Genomic DNA, 23,914 nt, shown 5'->3' with positions numbered 1-23,914 from the left:
TCGCGCGTCAGCCAACCCCGAGCCATTCGCGCATCACGTCGTCGCGCGACATAAACGACGCCAGCGCGCCGTCGAACACGATCTCGCCGTGCCCCATCACCGCGACGCGGCACGCGATGTCCCGCGCGATCACGAGCCGCTGCTCGATCAGCAACATCGCGACGCCACGCTCGCGCAGCGCGTGCAGACAGGCGGCGACCTGCTGCATCACGAGACTCGCGAGCCCTTCGCCGGGCTCGTCGATCAACAGCAGATCGGGATCTCCGAGCAGCGCCCGCGCGAGCGCGAGCATCTGTTGCTCGCCGCCCGACAGCGCGCCGGCGCGCGTGCGCTTGCGCCCGGCGAGCACCGGGAACAGCGCGTACGCGTCGTCGAGCGTGAAGCGCGGCGCGCGGCCGCGCGCACGCGATGCGGCAGCCGGCGCAATGCCGAGCAGCAGGTTTTCATGCACGCTCAGCGCGGCGAACACGTCGCGATGCTCGGCCACATAGCCGAGCCCGAGCCGCGCGATCTCGAACGTGCGCCGACCGGCGAGCGAACGCCCCGCGAAACGCAGTTCGCCCTCGCAGCGCACGAGGCCCATGATCGCGCGCGCGAGCGTCGAGCGGCCCGAACCGTTGCGGCCGACCAGCGCGACCACTTCGCCGGGCTCGATGCTCAGCGTGACGCCGTGCAACGCCTGGCTCGCGCCATACCACGCATTCAGGTCGCAAATGTCGAGCAGCGCGCTCATCGGCCTGCTCCGTGGTCCGGTTCATCACCCGCCCGCGCGCCTGAGCCGACGTCGAAGCGTTCACCCAGATACGCGGCCCGTACCGCCGCGTCGGCGCGAATCGCGGCCGGCGATCCACTTGCGATGATGCGCCCTTGCACCAGCACCGAAATGCGATCGGCGATCGCGAACACCGCATCCATATCGTGCTCGACCATCAGCAGCGTGCGGCCGGCGGTGGTGTCGCGGATCAGCTCGATCGCGCGTGCCGCTTCCGCGCGGTTCATGCCCGCCGTCGGTTCGTCGAGCAGCAGCGTGTGCGCGCCGCCCGCGAGCGCGATGCCGAGGTCGAGCGCGCGCTGCTCCGCGTAGCTGAGCGTGCCGGCCGCGACGTCGCGGCGCGCGCCGAGGCCGACCGCGTCGAGCACCTCGGCGGCGCGCGCATCGACCGCGGCCGTGCCGGTCAGACGCTGCCACCAGCGCGTGCGATCGCGCTCGGCAAGCTGCGCCGCGCAGCGCAGGTTGTCGAACACGGACAGCCGCGCGAACACGCTGGAGCTCTGAAAGCTGCGCGCGAGGCCACGGCGCGCGATCGCGGCCGGCGCGAGCCGCGTGATGTCCGCGCCGAACAGGTGGATACGCCCCGCGCTCGGCCGCGCGCCGCCCCCCATCAGGTTGAACAGCGTGGACTTGCCCGCGCCGTTCGGGCCGATCAGCGCGTGCCGCTCGCCTGGCTCGATCGCGAGATCGACGCCGCGCAGGATTTGCGTCGAGCCGAAACGCTTTTCGATGCCGTGGAGCGCGAGTGCGGGGATCATCGTGCGGCTCCGGGGAATCGTGCCGCGCGTGCATGGGCCGTGACGCGCGCATGCGCGCGCAGCGCATGGCGCGTGGTCAGCGCAGCCAGAGCGGCGAGCGCAACGAGCGCCAGCGCAAGAGGAAGCGGCGAGGCGGCAAGCGGCGACGCGACGGTGACATCGGTACCCGCGCCAGCGCCCGCACCTGCACCTGCACCGGCGCCGGCGCCGAACAATGCGCCGAACAACCCACCTGAAACCGCACCTTCGTCCGCGCCGAACTGCGCCGCATAGGCCCACTGCACCGCGAACACGATGGCCGCGAGCCACAGCAACCCCGCCGCCGCGCTCCACCAATACGCGGCGCGGCAACGTCGCCAGCCGTTGGCGGCAATCCGCGCCGTCTGCCGCGAGGCAAAGCCGGCGAGCCCATCCGGCGCGGCCAGCACGACGACGACAAAGAACAGCCCGAGATAGAACAGCCACGCCCGCGTGACACTGGCGACCACCACGCTGAAAAACGTCAGCACGATCGCCCCCGCGACCGGCCCGAAGAACGCCGCCGTGCCGCCGATCACGGTCGCGATCAGCACCGCGCCCGAGCGCATCATGCCGACGCTCTCAGTCGATACGAGCTCGATATTGATCAGCCCGAGCGTGCCCGCGACGCCCGCGAAAAACGCCGACAGCACGATCACGCCATGGTGAATCCGCCGCGGATAGCAGCCGAGCGCCGCCGCGCGCGCCGGGTTGTCGCGCACGGCGTTCGCGAGCCGCATGAACGGTGTGCGCGACAGCGCGAACATCGCGCCACTGGCGACGACGCTCCACAGCGCGATCAGCGCATAGGCCTCGCGCGCCGGACCGAAGCTCCAGCCGCCGAAGAGTGGCCCGCTCGCGCGATCGATCGCGACGCCCGCCTCGCCGCCGAACCAGCCCGGCAGCGTCCACGCGGCCGCGACGACGAGCTCGCCGAGACCGAGCGTGATCATCGCGAATGCGGTGCCGGCACGGCGCGTCGCGATGAAGCCGAACAGCACGCCGCACAGCGCGCCGCCGATGCCGCCGAGCAACGGCAGCAGCACGAGCGGCATGCCGCCCGCGTTGAACACCCGCGCGGCGATCAACGCGCCGAGCCCCGCATAAGCGGCGTGCCCGAACGACAGCAGCCCGGTCCCGCCGAGCAGCAGGTTGTACGACAGCGCGAACACGATCATCGTCGCGCTTTGCGCGAGATAGCCGAGCAGCCAGCTGTGCGGCCAGATGAAAGGCGGTACGGCCAGAAAGGCGACGAGCGCGAGCCACGGCGCGAGCGCACGGCCGCCCCCGCGAGGCGGCACCTCGCTTTCCAGCGCGTTTGACGACCCGCTCTGCTTACGCATGATCGTCACGTCGTCCGAACAGTCCGCGCGGCCTCGTCGCCAGCACCGCGACGAGCAGCAGGTACGGCAGCAGCGGCGCGAGCTGCGCGAGCGTCAGCGCGTCCCATTCGGGCGGCAGCGCCGCGCCGGCGAGTGACACCACGTCGCCCAACGACAGATCGCTCGCGACCGCCAGCGTTTGCAGGCAGCCCACCAGCAGCGACCCGACGAGCGCCCCGCTCAGCGACCCGAGCCCGCCGATCACGACGACGGCGAACACGATCGAGCCGAGCGACTCCGCCATCGCCGGCTCGATGACGAACAGCGGCGCGCCGATCACGCCGGCCAGCGCGGCGAGCGCGGTGCCGGCCGCGAACACGCCGGTGAACACGCGCGGCACGTCGTGCCCGAGCGCTTCGACGGCCTGCGCATGCGTAAGCGCGGCGCGCACGATCAAGCCAGTCTTCGACACGCGCAGCATCGCGACGAGCGCCGCGAGCATCGCGAGCGACACCGCCATCATGAATGCGCGGTAGCGCGTGAAGACCGCGCCGTACAGCGAGAACAGCGGACCGTCGAGCACCGCCGGAATCCTCGCCGACAGCGGACCGAGCCCCCAGCCGAGCTTGACGAGTTCGCCGAGCAGATAGGCGGCGCCGAACGTCAGCAGCAGTTCGGGCAGATGCCCGTGCCCGCGCACGCGCCGCAGCAGCCAGCGTTCGAGCGCCGCGCCGAGCAGACCGACGAGGAGCGGCGCAACCACCAGCGCGCTCCAGAAGCCGGCGCGCGCCGCCACCGAAAAGCCGACGTACGCGCCGAGCATATAGAAGCTCGCATGCGCGAAGTTGAGCACGCCGAGCATGCTGAAGATCAGCGTCAGCCCGGCCGACAGCATGAACAGCAACAGCCCGTAGCTCAGGCCGTTGAGCAGAGTGATGATGAACGACTGCACGCGTCTAGTCCGCCGGCCCGACGACGCGCAACGGTTCGAGCGCCGCGCGCAGCCCGGCGGGCAGGTTCACGGGACGGCGCGTCGCGCGATCCACGTAGACGTGCACGAAGTGCCCTTGCGCGGCGGGCTCGGCGTCGCCGTCACGAAATAGCCCCACCTCGTAGCGCACGCTCGACGTGCCGAGCCGCGCGACGCGCAAGCCCGCGTCGATGCGATCGGGAAACACGAGCGGCGCGAAGTAGTTGCACTGCGTCTCGACGACCAGCCCGATCGTCGTGCCGTGTTCGAAATCGAGTACGCGCGCGCGGACCAGATACTCGTTCACGACGGTGTCGAAATAGCTGTAGTAGACGACGTTGTTCACGTGGCCGTAGACGTCGTTGTCCATCCAGCGCGTGGTGATCGGCAGGAAGTGCGGATACGCGGCGCGGCCGGCGGGGGTGGGTTTGTTCATCGGACGTGGCGGTGGGTGGATGCGAGGATCACAGCGACTCGGTCAGCATGCGGCGATAGTCGTCGGCGCTCGCCTCGCGCGGATTCGTGCGATGACAATGGTCGACCAGCGCGCCCTGCACGACCTTGTCGAACATGCTTTCGTCGACGCCCATTTGCCTGAGGCCGGTCGGCAGTCCAAGCCGCGCCGTCATGTCGAACAGCGCCTGCGCGAGATCCGCATGCTCGGGCACCCCCATCACGCGACGCATGCGCGCATAGCGACGCTCGGCCACCACGCTCGGCGCGCGCTCGTTGAAGCGCAGAACCGCGGGCAGCACGACCGCGTTCAGCGTGCCGTGATGCAGCGACGTGCGGCCGTTCACCTTCAGGCCGCCCAGCGGATGCGACAGCGAGTGCACACAGCCGAGGCCCTTCTGGAACGCCATCCCGCCCTGCATCGACGCGCTCATCATGTTCAGGCGCGCCTCGCGATCGCGGCCGTCCGCGCACGCGCGCTCGATGCTGTGCCACGCGCGTTCGAGGCCGTCGAGCGCGATACCGTCGGCGGGCGGATTGAAGGCCGGCGCGAGGAAGGTCTCGATGCAATGCGCGATCGCGTCCATGCCGGTCGCGGCGGTCAGCCCCGGCGGCAGGCCGAGCGTGAGACCAGGATCGCACAGCGCCGATTTCGGCAGCAGATTCCACGAGTGAAAGCCGAGCTTGCGGCCGTCGTTCAGGATCACGATCGCGCCGCGCGCGACTTCGCTGCCAGTGCCGGCCGTGGTCGGAATCGCGATCAGCGGCGCGACGGCGTCGGTGATCTTCGCGCTGCCGCCTTCGATCGTCGCGTACTGCGTGAGCGGCCCCGGATGCGTGGCCGCGATCGCGACGCCCTTCGCGAGATCGATCGACGAACCGCCGCCCACCGCGATCAGCCCGTCGCAGCGCTCGTCGCGATACACCTGGGCGGCCGCGAGCACCATTTCCTCGGTCGGGTTCGACGGCGTGTCGTCGAACAGCGGCACGTCGCCGAGCTTCAGCGCGTCGAGTGCCTGCCGCGCAATGCCGGCCGCGACGACGCCCTTGTCGCTGATCACCAGAGGCCGCTCGATGCCGATGCGCGCGCACTCGGACGACAGTTGCGACAGTGCGTCGTAGCCCAGATGAATATGGGTCAGGTAGTAGATGTAGGCCATGCCGTTTTCTCCCTGAGCGTGCGCTCATTGACTGCCGGTTGACGTGGATGATCGGTTCGGTGATGCGTCGATGGATGTGCCGAGTCGAGTGGTGTCGCGTGCGTTGTGGGCTGTCTCCATGTTGGCTGTGATTTCTGCGTCGTCTGTGTGCTGGCTAATGTTGCGGCTCGATGGGCCGAACGCCTCACTGCCCCGGCCGCTCGACGAATTCGAACGGCAACCCGCGTCGCCGCATCCATTCGCCAAGCGCCTGGCCGGTGCCCGCGCGCCACGGCCGCAGCTTCGCGGGCTCGACGAGCCGGTATTCGAGCAGCTCGGGCGACAGCGCGATCGTCCCATGCGCCTTCACGTGATACGCGATGATCAGCTCGTTCTTGCGGATGAATTCGTACACGCCGATCAGCTCGACCGACCCGGCGTGCAGCGACGTCTCCTCCATCACTTCGCGCGCGATGCCCTGCTCCGGCGTCTCGCCGTTTTCGAGGAAGCCGGTGATCAGCGCGAACATGCCCTCGGGCCACGCCGCATTGCGCGCGAGCAGGATCTTGCCCTCGTACTCGACGATCGCCGCGACGACCGGCAGCGGGTTATTCCAATGGACGTACCCGCACTCGGTATCGGGACAGCTCTGACGGACGCGGCCGCCCTCGTGGTCGGGGTCGGCGCGTTCGGTCAGGGGTTTCGCGCAGCGGGGACAGAATCGGTACTCGGTCATGGCGGGGGACGTCTCTTTGTTTCGTGTTTTCTGGCGGGGCGTAGCTGGGTGGCTTTGCGCGTGTGCCGAGTGGTGCATCGAGGCGCCGGTGGTAACTCGGGTTTCAGCAACCTCACGCGTCTTCCATCACGCGACGCACAGCTCACGCACCTCGGCGGCGAAACGCTCGACCGTGTCGGGCTGCGTGTCCCACGCGCACATCAGCCGGCAACCGCCCGCGCCGATGAACTCGTAGAACTTCCAGCCGCGCGCGCGCATCGCCTTCGCGGCATGCGGCGGCAACTGCGCGAACACCGCGTTCGATTCGCTCGCAAACATGATGCTCACGCCGGGGATTTCCTGCAACCGCGTCTCCAGCAGACGCGCCATCGCGTTCGCGTGACGCGCATTGCGCAGCCATACGTCGTTGTCGAGCAGGCCGAGCCACGGCGCGGAGATGAAGCGCATCTTCGAGGCGAGCTGTCCCGCCTGCTTCAATCGATAGGCGAAATCGTCGGCGAGCGCGCGGTCGAAGAACACTACCGCCTCGCCGACCGGCAAGCCGTTCTTGGTGCCGCCGAAACACAGCACGTCGACGCCCGCGCGCCACGTAATCTCCGACGGATGCACGCCGAGCGCGGCGACCGCGTTCGCGAAGCGCGCGCCGTCCATGTGCACCTTCAGATGACGACGCTTCGCGATCGCCGCGATGGCGCGCACTTCCTCGACGCTGTAGACGGTGCCGACCTCGGTGGACTGCGTCAGCGTGACGACCTTGGGCTTCGGATAGTGGATATCGCCGCGCCGCGTGACGATGGACTCGATCGCATCGGGCGTGAGCTTGCCGGCGATGCCCGGCGCCGTCAGCAGTTTCGAGCCGCCCGAAAAGAACTCGGGACCGCCGCACTCGTCGGTCTCGATGTGCGCGAGTTCGTGGCAAATCACCGAGTGGTACGACTGGCACAGCGACGCGAGCGCGAGCGAATTGGCTGCCGTGCCGTTGAACACGAAGAACACTTCGCAATCGATCTGAAACAGGTCGCGCAGACGGTCTGCAGACCTGGCTGGTCCAGGAGTCGTCGCCGTAGGCCGGCTCGTGGCCGCTGTTGTTGGCGGCGATCAGCGCGTCGAGCGCTTCGGGACAGATGCCGGCGTAGTTGTCGGACGCGAAATGTTGCATGGTCGAGCGACGCGCCCGGCGACAGGCGCGAGGGAATGACGGAAAGCGGTCATTTTAGTGCGCTGTGCGAGATTTGTTTTCGCGTCCTAGCTGCAACCGCAATCCGGCATGCGGCCACGGCGCGGGCCACGCGGCACGCGCGTCACTGCGATCAGGCCCGCCGCCCCCGCCAGCAGCGCGCCTGCGGCGAGCCACAGCGCCAGCGAAAACGACCCTGTGTGCGCGGCAATCGGCGCGGCCACCAGCGGACCTGCGATCTGACCGATGCCATAGGCCGCCGTCGCATAACCCATCAGCCCGGCCGCGTCGTCGCCGCGCAGACGCCGCGCCTCGCGCATCGCGAATAGCGTGATCGCGGTGAACGGCAGGCCGATCAGGATGCTGCCGAGCGAGAACCCGCCCGCCGTCGGCCACACGATGCCCAGCGCGATGCCGAGCGCCTGCAGCACATACGAGCCCGCGAGCAGCGCGCGGTTGTCCCAATGCACGGGCAAACGCGCGGCGAGCAACGCGCCGACGATCAGCGCCGCACCGAACATCGGCCAGAACAGGTCCGGCCACGCCGAGCCCGGCAACGCGTGGCGCGCGATGACCGGCAAAAAGGTCGCGGTGATGATGTAGCCGAAGCCCGGTATGCCGTAGAGCAGGACCAGCCAGAACGCGTCGGTACGGTGGACGGCATGGCTCGTCCGAATGCCGGCCGTACGAGGCGGCTGGTTTGCGCTGGCGCGCGATCCGCTGGCGGGCTTTGCGGTTGCGGAGCTTGCAGCGGCAGGCTTCGCTGTTCCCACACGCCGCGCTTCGCCAAACACCGGCCACACCAGCACCGACAGCACCGCGCCGATCACCGCAAAGCCGATCCATCCGACCACCGCGCCATAGCCACCCGCGACGCTGACCAGCAAGCCGGTCCCGACGATGCCCAAGCCCGGCCCCGTATAGATGACGCCGCTCCACGCCTGCGCGCCGAGTTCGGCGAGCCGCCGCAAGCCCCACTGCGACGCGAACACGAAGGTCCATGCGCTGACCGCGCCGGCGACGAAGCGCACCAGCGCCCACACCCAGAACTGGCCGGTGACGCCCATCGCGAGCGTCAGCAGCACGGTCGCGGCGAGTCCGACGCGCACCATGCGCGCGGGCTCGACCCGCAGCGCCGCGCACGTCATCGCGCCGGCGAAATAGCCGGCGTAATTGAACGAAGCGAGCCAGCCGCCATGCTGGATATCGATCTGCGGCTGGCCGAGCGCGGCGCCGTGCAGCATCAGCGGCAGCAGCGGCGTGAATGCGAAGCGCCCGATACCGAGCGCGACGGCCAGCGTGACCATGCAGGCGAGCGCCGCGCGCCGGGCGGCGTGCGGCCCGTGGATGCGCGGGTACGCGTGGGAAGCGAGATCGTTCATGATCGGACGGGCAAACGGAGATGATATGAATCCATGTTAGCTTGACCTTGGAATCACGAAAAATGAATAATTAGGATGTTATTCATCGCCCGGAGAGAATCATGGATCTGGCCGCTCTGACCATTTTTCGCGCGGTCGTGCGCGAAAACGGCGTGACGCGCGCCGCGGCGAAGCTCAATCGCGTGCAATCGAACGTGACCACGCGCATCAAGCAGCTCGAGGAGCAGCTCGGCACCGAGCTGTTCATCCGCGACGGCCGCCGCCTCGTGCTGACGCCGGCCGGCGAGACGCTGCTGCCCTACGCGGAACGGCTGCTCGCGCTCGCCGACGAGGCGCGGCACGCGGTGCGCGAGGATCGTCCGAGCGGGCGTCTGCGTCTCGGCACGATGGAAAGCGTCGCGGCGACGCGTCTGCCGGGCCTGCTCGCGCAATATCACCAGCAATGGCCGGCCGTCGAACTGGAACTGGAGACCGGTACGACCGGCAGGCTGATCGAGCGGGTGCGCGAGTTCGAGGTCGATGCGGCGCTGGTCGCGACGCCGCTCGATCCGGCCACGCTCGGCGATCTGTTCGAGACCGTGCCGATCTTCCGCGAGGAACTCGTGATGCTGACGCCGCGCGGTCATCGGCCGATCCGCGAAGTGCGCGACATCGCGCTATCGACGCTGATCGCGTTCGAGCGGGGCTGTGCGTATCGCGCGTATATCGAGAAGTGGTATCTGGAGCACGGCACGCGGCCGCAACGGGTGCTGGAGCTCGGCTCGTATCACGCGATCGTCGCGTGCGTGGCGGCCGGCGCGGGCGTCGCGGTCGCACCGCGCTCGGTGCTCGATCTGGCGACCGACACGAGCATTATCGCGGTGCACGAATTGCCCGAAATCGGCATGATCGACACGCTGCTGGTGTGGCGACGCGGGCATTTTTCGTCGGCGCTCAATGCGCTGCGTCGCACGCTGGTGGCGTCGCAGGAAGGGACGGCCGAGGTGGATGCGGTGGCGTCCGCGGATGCGAATGTGGTCTGATCGTTGAATCCGCCCCGCCGACCAGGTTCGACGCAAACCGGTCGGCTTCAGCAAAAGCGAAGGGGCCACGCAACGCGCCGATCCTGCTGGCGCACCGCGTGGCCCCTTCGTCGAACCCGGCTCGACTTCGCGTCGAGCCGGACTCAACCGACCATCAGAATCAAAGCTGCCCTTCGACCCAGCCCTTGACGCCCGCGAGCGCCGCCGGCAGGTTGGCCGGCTCGGTACCGCCGGCCTGCGCCATGTCCGGACGGCCGCCGCCCTTGCCGCCCACCTGCTGGGCCACGAAGTTGACCAGTTCGCCCGCCTTGACCTTCTTGCTGGCGTCGGCGGTCACACCCGCGATCAGGCTGACCTTGCCGCCTTCCACCGACGCGAGCACGATCGCCGCGCTCTTCAGCTTGTCCTTGAGCTTGTCGACCGTTTCGCGCAGCGTCTTCACGTCCGCGCCTTCGAGCGTCGCCGCGAGCACATGCACGCCGCCGACTTCGATCGCCTGGCCCGCGAGTTCGTCGCCCTGGCTCGACGCCATCTTCGACTTCAGCGCGCCCAGTTCCTTCTCGAGCGCCTTCACCTGATCTTGCACCTGGCCGATGCGCTGCGTGAGTTCCGCCGGTTGTGCCTTCAGCACGGCCGCGGCCGCGTTGACGCGCGCTTCGAGCTCCTGCACGTAGCGCACCGCGTTGTCGCCCGTGATCGCTTCGACGCGACGGATACCGGCCGCGACGCCGCCTTCCATCACGATCTTGAAGAAACCGATGTCACCCGAGCGATTCACGTGCGTACCGCCGCACAGCTCACGCGAGAAGCCGAGGTCGAGCACGCGCACTTCGTCGCCGTACTTTTCGCCGAACAGCGCCATTGCGCCGCCCTTCACCGCCTCGTCGTACGACATCACACGCACGATGCCGGGCGCGTTCGCCAGCACTTCGGCGTTGACGATTTCCTCGACGCGGCGGATCTGCCCGTCCGTCATCGGCGCGTTGTGGGCGAAGTCGAAGCGGGTCTTGTCGGCGTCGACGAGCGAGCCCTTCTGCTGCACGTGCGAACCGAGCACTTCGCGCAACGCCTTGTGCATCAGGTGCGTGGCCGAGTGGTTGCGCGCCGTGCGGGCGCGGCGCACCGCGTCGATTTCGGCCTTGACGATGTCGCCGAGCTTCAGCGTGCCCTGCTCGAGCGTGCCGTGGTGGCCGACCACGTCGGCCTGAACCTTCAGCGTATCGACGACCGCAAAGCGCGTGCTGGCGTTGGCGAGCACGCCCTGGTCGCCGACCTGGCCGCCCGACTCCGCGTAGAACGGCGTGTGATCGAGCACGACGACCGCCTGCTGGCCGGCCTGCGCCTGCTGCACCGATGCGCCATCGACGTACAGCGCGACGACCTTCGCGTCGTCGAAGACGATTTCTTCGTAGCCGTGGAAGGTGGTCTTCGCACCCGAGTATTCGAGGCCCTGCGCCATCTTGAACTTGCCCGCCGCGCGAGCCTGCTCGCGCTGACGCGCCATCGCGTCGTCGAACGCGGATTCGTCGACCGTCACTTCGCGCTCGCGGCAGACGTCCGCGGTCAGGTCGAGCGGGAAGCCGTAGGTGTCGTGCAGCTTGAACGCGAGTTCGCCGTCGAGCGTCTTGCCGCTGGTTTTGGCACCTGCGGCGCCGAGATCGGCCAATGCGGCCTCGAGAATCGACATGCCGTGTTCGATCGTCTCGAAGAAGCGCTCTTCTTCCTGACGCAGCACGTCGGTCACGCGCTGCTCGGCCTGCTTCAGTTCAGGGTAAGCGTCGCCCATCTGCGCGACGAGGTCGGCGACGAGGCGATGGAAGAACGAACCCTTCTTGCCGAGCTTGTAGCCGTGGCGGATCGCGCGGCGCACGATACGGCGCAGCACGTAGCCGCGGCCTTCGTTGCCCGGAATCACGCCGTCGACGATCAGGAACGAGCACGCGCGGATGTGATCGGCGATCACCTTCAGCGAGTTGTTGCCCAGATCGGTCACGCCGGTTTCGCGGCCAGCGGCTTGAATGAGCGCCTGGAACAGGTCGATCTCGTAGTTGCTGTGCACGTGCTGCAGCACCGCGGCGATGCGCTCGAGACCCATGCCGGTGTCCACGCATTGCTTCGGCAGCGGCGTCATGTTGCCCTGCGCGTCGCGGTTGAACTGCATGAACACGAGGTTCCAGATTTCGATGTAGCGGTCGCCGTCTTCCTCGGGCGATCCCGGCGGCCCGCCCCACACGTCCGGGCCGTGGTCGTAGAAGATTTCCGAGCACGGGCCGCACGGGCCGGTGTCGGCCATCTGCCAGAAGTTGTCCGATGCGTAGCGCGCGCCCTTGTTGTCGCCGATGCGGATGATGCGCTCGACCGGCACGCCCACTTCCTTCGCCCAGATGTCGTGCGCTTCGTCGTCTTCCTGGTAGACGGTGACCCAGAGCTTGTCTTTGGGCAGCTGGTAGACGCCGGTCAGCAGTTCCCACGCGTAGTGGATCGCGTCGCGCTTGAAGTAGTCGCCGAACGAGAAGTTGCCGAGCATCTCGAAGAACGTGTGGTGACGCGCGGTGTAGCCGACGTTCTCGAGGTCGTTGTGCTTGCCGCCGGCGCGCACGCTGCGCTGCGCGGTCGTGGCCCGCGAATACGGACGCGATTCCGCGCCGAGGAACACATCTTTGAACTGCACCATCCCCGAATTGGTGAAGAGCAGTGTCGGGTCGTTGCCGGGCACGAGGCTCGACGAACGGACGATCGTATGGCCCTTCGATTCGAAGAACTTGAGGAATTTCTCGCGGATTTCAGCGGCTTTCATAGCGGGCGGGGGACGGTCCTGACGGTTCCTGACGGAGACTGGCGGTCGGTGGGATGCGCCAACTGTCGGTTTCTTTAAACGACTGATTATACGGGATCGGCAAGCGTGCGCGGCACCGCGCGCCGCCTGGTTGGCGCTCGCGTGTCCGCTCGTCCGATCCGCGCCATGACGTTCGGCTGACTGCGCCCGCGAGCGCGAATCGCTTAAGATGACTTCCACGAAACTTCGCGCGAAATAACGCATGGCAGCTCGCCGCGCGGCCTGCAACCATCAGGAGACATTCAGGAACATGGGCGCTCTCAGTCACATCCGCGTACTGGATCTCACCCGCGTGCTCGCCGGTCCGTGGTGCGCGCAGACGCTCGCCGATTTCGGCGCCGACGTCATCAAGATCGAACGCCCCGAGGTCGGCGACGACACGCGCCACTGGGGGCCTCCGTATCTGAAAACGCCGGACGGCGCGGACACGCGCGAGGCCGCCTACTATCTCGCGGCGAACCGCAACAAGCGCTCGGTCACGCTCGACATCGCGTCGCCCGAGGGTCAGCGGATCGTGCGCGAACTGGCCGCGCAAAGCGACGTCGTGCTCGAGAACTACAAGGTCGGCCAGTTGAAGAAGTACGGCCTCGACTATGACTCGCTCAAAGAGGTCAAGCCCGACCTGATCTACTGCTCGGTCACGGGCTTCGGGCAGACCGGCCCGTATGCGCAGCGCGCCGGTTACGACTTCATCGTGCAGGGGATCGGCGGCTTCATGAGCATCACCGGCGAGCGCGACGCTCAGCCGGGCGGCGGCCCGCAGAAGGCCGGCGTCGCGATCGCCGACCTGATGACCGGCATGTACTCGACGATCGCGGTGCTGACCGCGCTCACGCACCGCGACCGCACCGGCGTTGGCCAATACATCGACATGGCGCTGCTCGACGTGCAGGTCGCGATGCTCGCCAACATGAACTCGAACTACCTCGCGAGCGGCCAGCCGCCGGTGCGCTGGGGCAATGCGCATCCGAACATCGTGCCCTACCAGACCTTCCAGACCAGCGACGGCTGGATCATCGTCGCGGTCGGCAACGACGGACAGTTCCGCAAGTTCGTCGAAGTGGGCGGCCGCCCGGAACTCGCCGACGACGAGCGTTTCGCAACCAACCCCGCGCGCGTGCGCAACCGCGAACTGCTCGTGCCGATGCTCGCGGACATGGTCCGCCTGCAGGGCAAGCAGCAATGGATCGCGGCGCTCGAAGCGGCCGGCGTGCCGTGCGGGCCGATCAACAACCTCGACGAAGTGTTCGACAACGAGCAGGTGGTCGCGCGCGGTATGCAGGTCGATCTGCCGCATCCGTCGGGCGGCACGGTCAAGCTCGTGCGCAATCCGATCACCATGACCGGCACGCCGCCGCAGGCGCTGAGCCATCCGCCGCTGCTCGGCGAGCATACCGAGCGGGTGCTGAGCGACGTGCTCGGATACGACGCGCAGACGATTGCCGAGTTGAAGCGCAAAGCGGTGATCTGATCGAGCAGGCGGCGAGACTCAGCGCATCGCCGTTAGCGAAGCCAGCCAGCCCCGCCCCTCGTCCCAATCGTCGAGACCGCTGTCGGCGTTGATGTGGCCGCGCGCGCCGATCCCGATCCAGCGGCTGCCCCACGCGTTCGCGCAGGTTTGTGAAAACGGCACGCCGCCATAAGGATCGTCGCTGCTCGCCACCACGATCGTCGCAAACGCCAGGCGGGTGAGCGGCACCGGCGCAAAGCCGCCCGCGTCCCTCGGGAAGTGCGCTTCGTCCGGATCGGGCACGGCGACCAGCAGCGCGCCGGCCACCTTCGCGAGCTGCGCCGCGCTTGCGTATTGCGAGGCCCAGAACGCCGTGGTCAGACAGCCGAGGCTGTGAGCGGCGAACACGACCGGCGCGTCCACGGCGTCAAGCGCGGCGGCCAGCGTACGGCACCAGGCGTCGCGCGAAGGCTGGTCCCAGTCCGGCATCTGCACCCGGACGACCGCGGGATCGAGCGCTTCCCAGCGCGTTTGCCAGTGGCCTGGGCCGGAGTCCAGATAGCCCGGCAGTACGAGTGTGGTTGGTTGGTGTTCGCTCATCGTGCTTCCCCGTATTCGGCTTATCGCCCGCTCGCGGGATAGCGCGGCGGGCCGTCTACCGTATCACGCGTGCCACGCCGCCACCACGGGGATCGCTCGCGGGCTCGGGTGTCCTGCCGTCCACGCGGATCATCTGCACGTCGCCGTTGAACGACTGCTGCTCGACAGTAAAGCCAAGCGCCTTCAATTGTGTGGCGAGCTCATCCGGCGCGCGACGGTACGGCTCGAAGTAGATCGTCTTTGGCGGCAGCAACTGATGATGGAAACGCATCGCGGCGAGCGCGTCCGTCGGTGACATGTCGAAGTCGTACAGATTCGTCATCACCTGGAAGATCGTCGTCAGGATGCGAGAGCCGCCGGGCGTGCCGATCGCTAGCGCGATCTTGCCGTCCTTCAGCAGCAGCGTGGGCGTCATCGACGAAATCGGGCGGCGGCCCGGCGCGATCGCATCCGGCTCGGCATCGGCGGCGCCGGGTGTCGACGCCGCGCCCGTCGCGCCAGCGCCGGCTGGCTTGATCACGAAATCGTCCATCGCATCGTTCAGCAGGAACCCGCCGCCGTCCACCACGACGCCCGAGCCGAAATCGCCGTTCAGCGTGTAGGTGTTCGACACCGCGTTGCCCCATTTGTCGACCACCGAGAAATGCGTGGTTTGCGCCTTCTCCGTCGCCGCGCCGCCGTCGACACCGGGTTTCACCGTCGCGGCGGCCGGCGCTTCGTCGGCTTTGACTTCGGCCGCGCGCTGCGCGAGGTAGGCGTCGTCGATCAGCTTCGCGACCGGCACCGGCGATGCGTCCGGGTCGCCGATATGGTGCTGCCGGTCCGCGAACACGCGATCCTCGATCTGCGCGATCAGATGGATGTACGGCGCTGAATTCAACGCAAGGCCGTCGAACGCCGGCTGCAGATCGGCCCGCATCTTCAGCATCTGGATCAGCCCGACGCCGCCCGAGCTCGGCGGCGGCGCGGTGATCACGCGGTAGCCGTGCCAATCGGCCGCGAGCGGCTCGCGCCACACAGCCTTGTACTGGCTCAGATCCTGGCTCGTGATCAGGCCGTGGCCGTACATCTGCGCGGCGATCATTTGAGCGGTGCGGCCCTCGTAAAATTCGCGGCCGCCGTCGCTCGCGATCCGCCCCAGCGTCTGCGCGAGTTCCGGTTGGCGCAGCATCGCGCCCGCCTTCAGGTTCGTGAAGTAGGCGTCGAAATTGGTCTTGCCGGCGAAACTCTTCGCGGCCGCGTCGCGTCGCTGCTGCAGCCGCGGGTCGACCTGGAAGCCGTCGGTCGCATAATGGATCGCGGGCGCGAGCACCTGCTTCCATTTGAGCTTGCCGAAGCGCCGCTGCGCTTCCCACATGCCATCGACAGTGCCCGGCACGGCCGCCGCGCGATGCCCGACCGTGCTCATGCCGGGCGCCACGTTGCCCTTGTCGTCGAGGTACATGTCGCGGGTCGCCTGCTGCGGCGCGCGCTCGCGATAGTCGAGAAAATACGGCTTGCCGTCGACCAGCAGCGTCATGAAACCGCCGCCGCCGAGGTTGCCCGCATCGGGCCGCGTGACGGCGAGCGTGAAGGCCATCGCGACCGCGGCATCGATCGCGTTGCCGCCTGCGGCGAAGATCTGCTGCGCGGTGTCAGCGCTGTAGCTATCCGGTGCGGCGACTGCCGACGCATCGAGCGCCGGCTTCGGCGCCGGTGTTTTCGCGGCGGCGCACAGCGGCGCGGCCCCGTTCACGGCAAGCGCGGCAAACCAGGCCAAAGCGAGCACACGACGGTTACGGCAAGAAAATCGGGCGCTAGCCAAAGCGCGGGCAAAAGGCGCGCGAAACGCGCCGTGCGTCGGGACAGACATCCGAGAAAACTCCGGCAACGAGGCGAGCATGGCGCACGAGCAGCGGAGCCTCGTGCAGGAAGATGAAGGACAGCGTGGACGGCTCGGGCAAGCCCGCCCCGCGCGAAGGCCCAGCACAGGCGCGAGCCGCGCGCAGCAGCGCATCCTAAGTCGGCGCGGCGCGCGTCGCCAACCCGTTTTACCTCCTGTTACAGCCCCGCGCGCCGGCTTCCCTGACTCCGGCAGCCGCGCCAAACCCACTGCGCCGTTGGCTGCGCGCCGCAACCACCTGCCGCGAACGGGCTCGTCAGGTAGAATTGACGGCTACACGGGCGCATTGCGCGCCCCCACGGACTCTCATCTTCTCGCATGAATACCGAACGCAACGACGCGCCCGCGGCAGCCAATTTCATCCGCAACATCATCGACGACGACAACCGCACCGGCAAATGGAGCCAGCGCGTCGAAACGCGCTTCCCGCCGGAGCCGAACGGCTATCTGCACATCGGTCACGCAAAGAGCATCTGCCTGAACTTCGGCGTCGCGCGCAGCTACGGCGGCGTGTGCCATCTGCGCTTCGACGACACCAATCCGGAGAAGGAAAGCGTCGAGTACGTCGAGTCGATCATCGACTCGGTGCGCTGGCTCGGCTTCGAATGGGAAAAGGACCGCACCGAGCATCTGTACTTCGCGAGCGACTACTACGACAAGCTGTACGAGTTCGCGGAGCTGCTGATCCAGCGCGGCCGCGCTTACGTGGATAGCCAGTCGGCCGAGGAAATCCGCGCGAACCGCGGCTCGGCCGCCGAAGTCGGCACGCCGTCGCGCTTCCGCGAGCGTTCGGTCGCGGAAAACCTCGACCTGTTCCGCCGCATGAAGGCGGGCGAGTTCAAGGAAGGCGAGCACGTGCTGCGCGCGAAGATCGACATGTCGTCGCCGAACTTCAACATGCGCGACCCGGTCATCTACCGCATCCGCTTCGCGCATCACTACCGTACCGGCGACACCTGGTGCGTGTACCCGATGTACGACTACACGCACTGCATCTCGGACGCGCTCGAAAACATCACGCATTCGCTGTGCACGCTCGAATTCGAAGACCATCGGCCGCTGTACGACTGGATCCTGAACGAACTCGCCGAGGCCGGTGTCTTCGGGCGTCCGCTGCCGCAGCAAATCGAGTTTTCGCGCCTGAACCTGACCTATGCGATCACCAGCAAGCGCAAGCTGCTGCAACTCGTCAACGAAGGCCATGTGGAAGGCTGGGACGACCCACGCATGCCGACCATCGTCGGCTTGCGCCGGCGCGGCTTCACGCCCGAGTCGATCCAGCTGTTCTGCGAGCGCATCGGCGTGACCAAGGTCGACTCGTGGATCGACATGAGCGTGTTCGAAGGCGCGCTGCGCGACGATCTCGACGAGAAGGCGCCGCGCATCGCCGCCGTGCTCGATCCGGTCAAGCTGATCATCGACAACTTCCCCGAACGCCTCACCGAGCCGTGCCACGCACCGGTGCATCCGCATCATCCGGAACAGGGCCTGCGCGAGTTTCCGATTTCGCGCGAGCTTTGGATCGAGCGCGAGGACTTCACAGAGACGCCGCCGAAGGGCTACTTCCGCCTGTTCCCGGGCAACAGGGTGCGGCTGCGCTACGGCTACGTGATCGAATGCACGCACGCGGACAAGGACGAGAACGGCAATATCGTCGCGGTGCACTGCAACTACTTCCCGGACAGCAAATCGGGCACCGAAGGCGCGAACAATTACAAGGTCAAGGGCAACATTCACTGGGTCAGCGCGGCGGCCGCGTGCCCGGCCGAAGTGCGCATCTACGACCGGCTGTTCAAGGAACCGCAACCGGACGCCGGCGGCCGCGACTTCCTCGAAGCGCTGAATCCGGACTCGAAACGCGTGGTCCAGGCCTATCTCGAAACCGGCGCGCGCCATGCGCTGCCGGAGCAGCGCTACCAGTTCGAGCGCCACGGCTACTTCGTCGCCGACCGCGTCGATTCGAAGCCGGGTAAGCCCGTATTCAACCGCATCGTCAGTCTGCGCGACAGTTGGGGCAAGCCGGCCTGAGCCCGCGCCAGCGAGGGCCCGGCGTTGCGGGCCCATCCGGGTTGCCGGATGTTTCGATCGACACTCACTGCGCGCTCGCCTGAGCGCGCCGGTCCGGGAGGTCCGATGAAGGTTGCAGGCCGTCACCGGGAAGGGTCTGAAGGTAGGGTTCGCGTCGCACGGAGCGCGTGCGGCTCACGCTTCCCGCGTCTGCTGCGCGGCATGTACAGCGTGCTGCTTACGCTGGCCGCCTGCGGCGCGCTCGCGTTCACCGGCCCCGCCCGCGCGGATGAACTGACCGGCACGCTGAGAAAGATCCACGACGACGGCGTCGTCGTGCTCGGCGTGCGAGAGGCGTCGATCCCGTTCTCGTACTTCGACGGCAGGCGCACGGTCGGCTACTCGCAGGCGATCGCGATGCAGATCGTCGATGAAATCAGGAAAACGCTCGGCATGGCGCAACTGCGGGTTCACGAAGTCACGGTCACGTCGTCGAACCGCATGCCGATGCTGCTGAACAACCAGATCGATCTCGAATGCGGCTCGACCACACACACGGTAGAGCGCGAAAACGTCGCCGCGTTTTCAGACAGCTTTTTCCAGTACGCGGTGCGCATGATCACGCGCAGGAACAGCGGCATCACCGATTTCCCCGATCTGGCCGGCAAGCCGGTCGTGACGACCGCGGGCACGTCCGACGAGCGCCTGCTGCGCAGCCTCAACACCGACAAGCAGCTGAACATGCGCATCATGAGCGTGCGCGACCATCAGGACGCCTTCAACGCGATGAAGGACGGTCACGCGGTGGCGTTCGTGATGGACGAGCCGATCGTCTACGGTTTCAAGGCGACCGACCCGCATCCCGACGATTTCATCGTGACGGGCACGCCGCTTGGCTACGAGGTTTATGCGTGCATGTTCCGCAAGGGCGACGAGCCGTTCCGCGCGCTCGTGAATCGCGTGATCGTGCGCTCGCAGACGTCCGGCGACGCCGAGCGTCTGTATCGGCAGTGGTTCACGCAGCCGATTCCGCCGCATGGCATCAACGTCAATTTCCCGCTGTCGGAGCAGAACCGCGCGTTGTTCGCGCATCCGAACGACCACGCGCTCGATTGAAGGCGGCGTGCGCCGTCTATAGCGACCGGTGCAACTCCGTGAGCGACAGCGTCGTCTCGAAGAGCCGCGTCAGACTACGGCTCGCATAGCGCGGCACCTCTTCGATCGACGCCCAGCGGTAGTCGTCCATTTCGGGGATCAGCGTGCCGTCCGAGCGGCGCGGAAACAGCGACGTGCAGGTGCACGTGCTCAGATCGAGCTCGCCGGCACCCGCGCGCGCCGCGAACAGATGCAGGTCCTTGTCGCGCCGGTAGACGAACAGGCCGAGATCCTTCAGCCGATCGGCCTCGAGCGCGATGCCGGTTTCCTCGACCATCTCGCGCAGCGCCGTCACGTGCGGCGCCTCGCCGGCCTCGCCCTGGCCTTTCGGGATGTCCCAGTGCGTCGTTTCGGTGGCGTGCGCGAGCAGCACGCGTCCGTCGGGATCGAGCAGCACGATCCCGCACGAGACGATTCGCGGGCTCATCGCGCAGCCTCACTGCATGCACCTCTCGCGCCGCGCTCACGCATGCTCAACGCTTCTGCAGCTGCCAGGCGCCGCCTTCCTTGCAGAAGTTCGGACGCAGGTTCATCGATTGCCCTTTCGCATTGAGTACGACCCCGAGGGTGCGGCAGGTGCGTCCGCCTTCGGTCGAGGTGCTGTCCATCGAGATGGTCGCGTCGATCTTCACGCTATTGCCGGTGCCGTCGTTGACCCACGTGAAGCTCTCGCCGTCCTTCCTGTCATTGAGCGCGCTCATGACCGCATGCTTGATCGAGTCGTTGTCGCGCTGTTTCATGTAGGTGATGGGCGTGTCGTTCAGGAAGGCCAGGTTCGCCGCTTGCGCGCCGATCGCCGCGCCGAGCAAAAGGCTCGCGGCACTGAGGTGGAACAGCACACGGGTTCGCGTCGACATGTAGGACTCTCCTCGAAGTGTGCACGGCGCGCACGGGCGCACGGCGGCTTTTGATCCTGACCTCAAAAGCATAGCATGCACACTTCGGCAGGCAGCGCGCCATCGACGCGGCCATCAACGCGCGGCGGCCGTCCCCTGCAGGCGGAACGTGTTGACGACGTCGCGCAGCATCTGCGCCTGCTCCTGCATCGACTGCGCGGCGGCCGCCGCCTGTTCGACCATCGCCGCGTTCTGCTGGGTGGTCTCGTCCATCTGCGCGATCGCGAGATTGACCTGCTCGATGCCGCGGCTCTGCTCGTCGGACGCGGCGGAGATCTCGCTGATGATGTCGGTCACGCGCTTCACCGCATCGACGAGCGACTCCATCGTGCCGCCCGCCTTCTCGACGAGCGTCTTGCCGCTGCCGACGCGCGCGACCGAATCCTCGATCAACGTCTTGATCTCCTTGGCCGCGTCGGCGCTGCGGCGCGCGAGGTTGCGCACCTCGCCCGCGACGACCGCGAAGCCGCGGCCCTCCTCGCCGGCGCGCGCGGCTTCGACGGCCGCGTTCAGCGCGAGGATGTTGGTCTGAAACGCGATGCTTTCGATCACGCCGATGATATCGACCACCCGCGCCGAGCTCGCCGCGATGCTCTGCATGTTCGCGACGACGTGCTGCACGGCCTCGCCGCCCTCGCCCGCGAGCTGCGACGCCGAGCGCGCCATGCGATTGGCCTGCAGCGCGTTGTCGGCGTTCTGCTTGACGGTCGCCGTCAGCTGCTCCATGCTCGCGGCCGTTTCGCCGAGCGACGACGCCTGCTGTTCCGTTCGCGCCGACAGATCGAGATTGCCGGCGGCGATCTCTTCGGCCGCGACCGTGATCGTTTCGGTGCCGCCGCGAATGCGCCGGATCGCGTCGGCGAGGCGGCTTTGCATGCGCTGCATCGCGAACAGCATGCTTTCCTGATCGTCTCCGGCCAGCGCGACGGGGCACGACAGATCGCCGTCGGCAATCGTCTCCGCGACGCTCGCCGCATAGGCGGGCTCGCCGCCGAGACTGCGCTTCACGTTGCGGATGATCAGCACGAGCGCGACGGTGCTGAAGCTGCCGATCACGAGGATCGTCAGCAGATAGCGCAGCAGGTCGGCGCGGAACGCCGCGTCGATGTCGTTGACGTAGACACCCGAAATCAGATACCAGTCCCACGCGGCAAAGCGCTTGACGAAGCTGATCTTCGGCACGCGCTCGTTGTTGCCGGCGAGGCGGCCCATGTAATCGACGAAGCCCTGCCCGTGCGCCTGCGCGACCTTGACCATTTCGACGAACAGCAGCTTGCCGTCGCTGTCCGCGTAGTGCGACACGTCCTTGTTGCGCAGATCGGCGAGCATCGGATGCATGATCACGACCGGCGTGGCAGTCGACACGATCATGTAGCCGCTGCCGGGGTAGCGCATCGCGGAGAGCCGCGCCAGCGCCTGCTGCCGCGCCTGTTCGGGCGTCAATTCGTGCTGGTCGGCGCGCTGCGCGTAGTCGGCGACGATGCCGTACGCGCTTTCCACGACGTTCTGCACCGCCGACTTGCGCTCGGCCAGCATCGTCGCGCGCGACTGCCATGCGGCCCAGCCGCCGAGGCCGAGCAGGCCGAGCCACGTAATCAGCAGCGCGAGCCAGAGTTTGGTGTTGAGGCTAAGTCGGTTCACGCTGATTTCTCCATCGCGGTGCGTCACACGGTTCTGTTGAATTAACGGCGCCGCGCGCGATTTCCTGAGTCGGGAAACACCCGAAGCGAGCCATACGAACACGCGACGGCCTGGCAGCCACCGGGCGCGCAACATGGCACAAAAACAAAAAGGGTTACAGGCGCGAAACCTGTAACCCTTCGATGATTCTGGTACGGCAGGAGGGGCTCGAACCCCCGACCCTCGGCTTAGAAGGCCGATGCTCTATCCAGCTGAGCTACTGCCGTATGGAACGATATCTGCATGAAACCGGCACTCGCGGCGAGCCGCCCGATTTCCCACAAACTAAAATTCTAACTGACCTGCAACCAACCGGGCCCGGATTATAACCGATCGCCCGGCGCGCTCAGACCGGCTGCGGATGCAGCATGAACCAGCCGAGGAACAGGATCCCCGCGATCGCGCAGTACGCGCCGAACGACGCGAGACGTCCGCGGCCTTCGAAATAGCGCATCAGGAAACGCACGCTCAGGTACGCTGCGATCGCGGTCAGCACGCCGCCGAGCACCGCGTCGGCAAGCTGGCTCGGCGCGTGAAGCAGCTTCGGCAGTTCGAGTACGCCAGCCGCGAAAATGATCGGCGTGCCGAGCAAGAACGAAAACTCGGCGGCTTTCTCGGTGGTGAGGCCGGCCGCATTGCCGGCGATCATCGTCAGGCCACTGCGCGAGAAGCCCGGAATCAGCGCGCCGATCTGCGCGAGGCCGACGAAGAACGCCTGGCGGAACGTCAGCTTTTCCGGCGGCTGATGCGCGCGCGCGCGTTGCAGACGATCGCCGAACCACAGCAGCACGCCATTCACGATCAACGCGATCGCGACGATCCGCAGATCATGAAAAAGCGCCTCGAGGCGCTTTTCCAGCACGAGACCGACGAGGCCCGCCGGAATCGTACCGATGATCAGCGCCCACATCATGTGACCGTCGTCGTTGCGGCGGCCGCCGAGCGACGCGAAGAAACCGCGCACCAGCGCGTACCAGCGCGCGCGGAAGTACCACAGCAGCGCGAACGCGGTGCCGAGATGCAGGGCGACGAGGAACGGCAGCAGTTGCGGCGCATGCTTGTCGATATGCATGTCGAACAGGGCTGGCACGAGCAGCGTGTGGCCAAGGCTGCTCACCGGAAACAGTTCGGTAACGCCTTGCAGCACGCTCAGAAAAATGAGAAACGACAGGTTCACGCGGCGGTCCTTGTAAGCAAAGTGTCGGGAACTGCGCGCCGCACAAAAGGGGGACCGGCGCGTCAAAGGCGCACCGATTATGCCTGGCTACACACCCAGCGCCAAGCGGTTAGGCCACATTCGGAGAGATATTGACGCGCCGCGTCACAACTCGACACCGTTGTTACGCGAGAGCAAGAAAGCGGGCGGCGGATTCGTCGCGCGCGTGCTGTGAAAGCAGGGAATGAAACCAGCGGATCAGCGTTTGAGAGAGTGGAAGAAGTAGTACGTGCTGGCGGTGAATATACCGAATAAGGCCACCGCCATTGCCGTTGCGAGATCCATGATGCCTCCTGAGCCGATTCGCCCGGGAGTCGGATGGACCGGACGCTCCGACGGATTATCAATAGGATTCGCCGTTTTCCGACACCCGCAATTTCCCGGGAAGGGTTTCCCCGTAGCGCAAAGCAGCGCAAAATCGCGGTTTCGCCTCGCGAGACGCC

General features: G+C 67.1%; 19 protein-coding genes, 1 tRNA gene and 1 pseudogene. 4 read left to right on the top strand and 17 right to left on the bottom strand.

All coding sequences use genetic code 11. The features are described 5' to 3' along the window. Positions 1–7 precede the first annotated feature (7 nt). The 9 genes and pseudogenes from HDG37_RS12880 to HDG37_RS12840 form a co-directional block, all read right to left on the bottom strand. A complete protein-coding gene (locus tag HDG37_RS12880; RefSeq protein WP_090801053.1) occupies positions 8–733 on the bottom strand; it encodes an ABC transporter ATP-binding protein in 726 nt (241 codons plus the stop codon). Then, positions 730–1,530 carry an ABC transporter ATP-binding protein gene (locus HDG37_RS12875; protein WP_184047780.1) on the bottom strand — a complete coding sequence of 267 codons (801 nt, stop codon included), beginning with the start codon at positions 1,528–1,530 and terminating at the stop codon, positions 730–732. The genes HDG37_RS12880 and HDG37_RS12875 overlap by 4 nt, the downstream gene beginning before the upstream one ends. Further along, on the bottom strand, positions 1,527–2,891 hold the full coding sequence (locus tag HDG37_RS12870) for a branched-chain amino acid ABC transporter permease (RefSeq protein ID WP_260334714.1): 1,365 nt from the start codon (positions 2,889–2,891) through the stop codon (positions 1,527–1,529). Before HDG37_RS12870 ends, HDG37_RS12875 begins: the two co-directional genes overlap by 4 nt. Continuing rightward, entirely contained in the window at positions 2,884–3,822 is a 939-nt protein-coding gene (locus HDG37_RS12865) for a branched-chain amino acid ABC transporter permease (RefSeq protein WP_184047777.1), read from the bottom strand. The genes HDG37_RS12870 and HDG37_RS12865 overlap by 8 nt, the downstream gene beginning before the upstream one ends. Before the next feature lie 4 nt (positions 3,823–3,826). Continuing rightward, positions 3,827–4,276, bottom strand: a complete 450-nt coding sequence (locus HDG37_RS12860) for a thioesterase family protein (protein WP_184047774.1) — start codon at positions 4,274–4,276, stop codon at positions 3,827–3,829. A 28-nt stretch (positions 4,277–4,304) separates the two neighbouring features. Then, entirely contained in the window at positions 4,305–5,453 is a 1,149-nt protein-coding gene (locus HDG37_RS12855) for an iron-containing alcohol dehydrogenase (protein ID WP_184047771.1), read from the bottom strand. A 184-nt stretch (positions 5,454–5,637) separates the two neighbouring features. Next, positions 5,638–6,168, bottom strand: coding sequence for an NUDIX domain-containing protein (locus HDG37_RS12850; protein WP_090801064.1), 531 nt, complete (start codon positions 6,166–6,168; stop codon positions 5,638–5,640). Positions 6,169–6,294: 126 nt separating this feature from the next. Beyond that, positions 6,295–7,327 (bottom strand): annotated as a pseudogene (locus HDG37_RS12845) (threonine aldolase family protein). An 86-nt stretch (positions 7,328–7,413) separates the two neighbouring features. Beyond that, on the bottom strand, positions 7,414–8,727 hold the full coding sequence (locus HDG37_RS12840) for a YbfB/YjiJ family MFS transporter (protein WP_184047768.1): 1,314 nt from the start codon (positions 8,725–8,727) through the stop codon (positions 7,414–7,416). A 101-nt stretch (positions 8,728–8,828) separates the two neighbouring features. On the opposite strand from HDG37_RS12840, the gene HDG37_RS12835 reads away from it, so the two are divergent. Beyond that, positions 8,829–9,749 (top strand): LysR family transcriptional regulator, encoded by a 921-nt coding sequence (locus HDG37_RS12835; protein WP_184047765.1) that lies wholly within the window; start codon positions 8,829–8,831, stop codon positions 9,747–9,749. A 160-nt stretch (positions 9,750–9,909) separates the two neighbouring features. Here the strand turns inward: HDG37_RS12835 and alaS are convergent, their stop codons facing one another. Then, the gene (alaS, locus tag HDG37_RS12830) at positions 9,910–12,546 is read right to left on the bottom strand and encodes an alanine--tRNA ligase (protein WP_184047762.1); all 2,637 of its coding nucleotides are present in this window, start codon (positions 12,544–12,546) and stop codon (positions 9,910–9,912) included. A gap of 289 nt (positions 12,547–12,835) precedes the next feature. Here alaS and HDG37_RS12825 point away from each other — a divergent pair, with 289 nt between their 5' ends. After that, positions 12,836–14,056 (top strand): CaiB/BaiF CoA-transferase family protein, encoded by a 1,221-nt coding sequence (locus HDG37_RS12825; RefSeq protein WP_184047759.1) that lies wholly within the window; start codon positions 12,836–12,838, stop codon positions 14,054–14,056. A gap of 18 nt (positions 14,057–14,074) precedes the next feature. Here HDG37_RS12825 and HDG37_RS12820 read toward each other — a convergent pair whose 3' ends face one another. Then, a complete protein-coding gene (locus HDG37_RS12820; protein ID WP_184047756.1) occupies positions 14,075–14,635 on the bottom strand; it encodes an alpha/beta hydrolase in 561 nt (186 codons plus the stop codon). 55 nt (positions 14,636–14,690) lie between these two features. After that, positions 14,691–16,487 carry a gamma-glutamyltransferase gene (gene ggt / locus HDG37_RS12815; protein WP_184047753.1) on the bottom strand — a complete coding sequence of 599 codons (1,797 nt, stop codon included), beginning with the start codon at positions 16,485–16,487 and terminating at the stop codon, positions 14,691–14,693. A gap of 348 nt (positions 16,488–16,835) precedes the next feature. Between ggt and HDG37_RS12810 the strand changes: the two genes are divergently transcribed. Both HDG37_RS12810 and HDG37_RS12805 read left to right on the top strand, forming a co-directional pair. Beyond that, the gene (locus HDG37_RS12810; protein WP_184047750.1) at positions 16,836–18,545 is read left to right on the top strand and encodes a glutamine--tRNA ligase/YqeY domain fusion protein; all 1,710 of its coding nucleotides are present in this window, start codon (positions 16,836–16,838) and stop codon (positions 18,543–18,545) included. Positions 18,546–18,746: 201 nt separating this feature from the next. Next, entirely contained in the window at positions 18,747–19,640 is an 894-nt protein-coding gene (locus HDG37_RS12805) for a transporter substrate-binding domain-containing protein (protein ID WP_184048132.1), read from the top strand. A gap of 16 nt (positions 19,641–19,656) precedes the next feature. Here the strand turns inward: HDG37_RS12805 and HDG37_RS12800 are convergent, their stop codons facing one another. The 5 genes from HDG37_RS12800 to HDG37_RS12780 all read right to left on the bottom strand — a co-directional run bounded on the left by HDG37_RS12800 (position 19,657) and on the right by HDG37_RS12780 (position 23,432). Beyond that, positions 19,657–20,106 (bottom strand): NUDIX hydrolase, encoded by a 450-nt coding sequence (locus HDG37_RS12800; RefSeq protein WP_184047748.1) that lies wholly within the window; start codon positions 20,104–20,106, stop codon positions 19,657–19,659. Between the two features lie 46 nt (positions 20,107–20,152). Continuing rightward, entirely contained in the window at positions 20,153–20,536 is a 384-nt protein-coding gene (locus HDG37_RS12795; protein ID WP_184047745.1) for an RT0821/Lpp0805 family surface protein, read from the bottom strand. A gap of 114 nt (positions 20,537–20,650) precedes the next feature. Next, complete coding sequence (locus tag HDG37_RS12790; RefSeq protein WP_184047742.1) at positions 20,651–22,216, bottom strand: methyl-accepting chemotaxis protein; 1,566 nt, start codon at positions 22,214–22,216, stop codon at positions 20,651–20,653. 189 nt (positions 22,217–22,405) lie between these two features. Continuing rightward, positions 22,406–22,482, bottom strand: a tRNA-Arg gene (locus tag HDG37_RS12785). Positions 22,483–22,601: 119 nt separating this feature from the next. Beyond that, complete coding sequence (locus tag HDG37_RS12780; protein WP_184047739.1) at positions 22,602–23,432, bottom strand: undecaprenyl-diphosphate phosphatase; 831 nt, start codon at positions 23,430–23,432, stop codon at positions 22,602–22,604. Positions 23,433–23,914: the final 482 nt, after the last annotated feature.

Source organism: Paraburkholderia sp. MM5384-R2 (assembly GCF_014201025.1).
In the GTDB taxonomy this organism is placed as follows: Bacteria; Pseudomonadota; Gammaproteobacteria; order Burkholderiales; family Burkholderiaceae; genus Paraburkholderia; species Paraburkholderia tuberum.
Note: the sequence above shows the minus strand (reverse complement) of the source record. Positions and strands in the feature narration are given on the sequence as shown.